The organism is Reinekea marinisedimentorum, assembly GCF_004341165.1.
Lineage (GTDB): Bacteria > Pseudomonadota > Gammaproteobacteria > Pseudomonadales > Natronospirillaceae > Reinekea > Reinekea marinisedimentorum.
Map to the genome: position 1 here is coordinate 1 of NZ_SLZR01000051.1, position 1,932 is coordinate 1,932.

The 1,932-nt window shown below is 50.1% G+C and carries 1 protein-coding gene; it reads right to left on the bottom strand.

The annotated features are described in order from the left end of the window. Positions 1-110: 110 nt before the first annotated feature. Positions 111-1,403, bottom strand: a complete 1,293-nt coding sequence (gene ltrA / locus BCF53_RS19085; RefSeq protein ID WP_132704367.1) for a group II intron reverse transcriptase/maturase — start codon at positions 1,401-1,403, stop codon at positions 111-113. Between the last annotated feature and the right edge of the window lie 529 nt (positions 1,404-1,932).

Consider the following 1,932-nt stretch of genomic DNA (forward strand, 5'->3'; position numbering starts at 1 on the left):
GTCATGATAGGACGGCCAGTTACCCGAACCGCCCCCATACAGATCCCGGCGTGCGGAACTACCGCACCGGGCTCCTCAGTTATACATTTGCTCGTGCAATGCACCAGCCCCTAATACCAATCCACCATGACCGCCCGCTTGCTGACTTTCAGTCTTGGGATCTTAAAGTGGATGAGTAAATCATTCATCGCCTGCCAATTATAACTGCGCTTTCGTCCGCCCCGTCGATTCAACCAGTAGTGTAACCGCTTGATCACATGGAACTGCAACTTGCCTAAACTCCAACTGTTGTCTGGAAGACCAAAGTAGTTCTGAAAGCCAATCAGCTTGCGTCGGATTACGGGCATCAGGTCGCCCAGCTTCCTAAATCGATTCTGCTTAATCCATACGTTATACGCTTTCAGTGTTTTCTTCAATTTCTTCCGAGCTGTTCGCCTCTTGAGATGCGGCTTGCCTTTGGCATCCTTCCCCCAATAAAACTCGAAGCCCAGAAAGACGAAGTGTCGTTCGCGTCCCGGATGGAAGCGGCTAAACCGTTGTAAGCTGGTTTTCTCGGGTGCAACCTGCAGTCCAAACTTCTTCAGCCTGACCGGTATATCTCCATAGACCCGCCTGGCATCGCCCCGATACTGGGTAGCTATCACAAAGTCATCCGCGTAGCGGATCAACATTGCTTTGCCTTTCAGTGTCGGCTTCAGTTTCTTTTCAAACCAAAGATCCAGTGCATAGTGTAGGTAGATGTTTGCCAACACCGGACTGATAACGCCGCCTTGCGGAGTGCCTGCCGTTGGATTGGTGAACTCACCTTCCGGGCTTCGGATACGTGCCTTCAGCCATTGCTTAATCAGGCCAATGAGCGCCTTATCGTCAATACGTTGCTCAAGCATACGAACCAGCCAGTCATGGTTCATATTGTCAAAGAAGCCTTTGATATCAGCCTCAACAATGTAACCGTAACCTTGAAATTGCAGATTCGTCGCTAAGCTGTGTACTGCTTGATGTGCACTTTTGTTCGGTCGATAGCCATAGCTATTGGGCAGAAAATCCTGTTCCCAGATACTTTGCAGAATGTTACTCACCGCCTGCTGAGCCACTTTGTCTTTGACCGTGGGCAAGCCCAATGGTCGCTGTTTCCCGTTGGCTTTCGGGATGAACACTCTCTGGATGGCATCGGCTCTGTATTTCTGAGTTCTCAGATCATGAGCCAGTTGATGAATGTGAACAGGCAAGTTTTGTTCGTAGTCATCAGACGTTATTCCGTCGATGCCCGGCGCGGCCTGCTTGTTCAATTGTCCCCAGCTTTGGTACAACAGATTCCGATCTAACAGTCCCGTTAGATTTTGGAATCGATGTCTGGGGTGGGTTCGTGCTTTGAATGCAATGGCTTGCAGTTTGGTTGTCATGTGTACTCCAGCTCGACTTTGTCCGGCACATGTATCCGCTACAAACCGGTATAACCGTCAGCCCCTTCGCCATGTAATCGGCTTTCCCGATCTCAGACTACTATGAGCTGATCCGATTCCCAAAAGACCATCGCTTGTTTCCTCGTCAGAGTAGACCGAGCTACCACGTCCTGTGGAATCCATTGGGCCTCCCAAGTTCCTGATGCATCTCTTCTGACATGCCACGGCTTGATAACTCCGCCAGTTCGTTCCCTCTAAATCAGTACAGAAGGTTCATATAGGTTTCGAGTACGTTACAGCTCTCACCAACTGGAACTCATACACTTTTCGGAGCGATGCCAGCACTTCACGGTCACGAAAACCGCTATGGCCTACCAGATTCTCTGTGTACGCTTCACCTGTTTTGTTCATCAGAAAAAAAAATGACTCCGCCACAGGCGCAACACTCGATACGGGTGGTTGATTAGACCTTTCCCGACAGGGACTTACACCCTGCAAGATGCACCAAGCTTTGCTTGGCGCACTAACG

What these genes read in the sequence shown, in the direction of transcription:
- ltrA (WP_132704367.1), bottom strand. Translation starts at nt 1,403, where the DNA reads ATGACAACCAAACTGCAAGCCATTGCATTCAAAGCACGAACCCACCCC.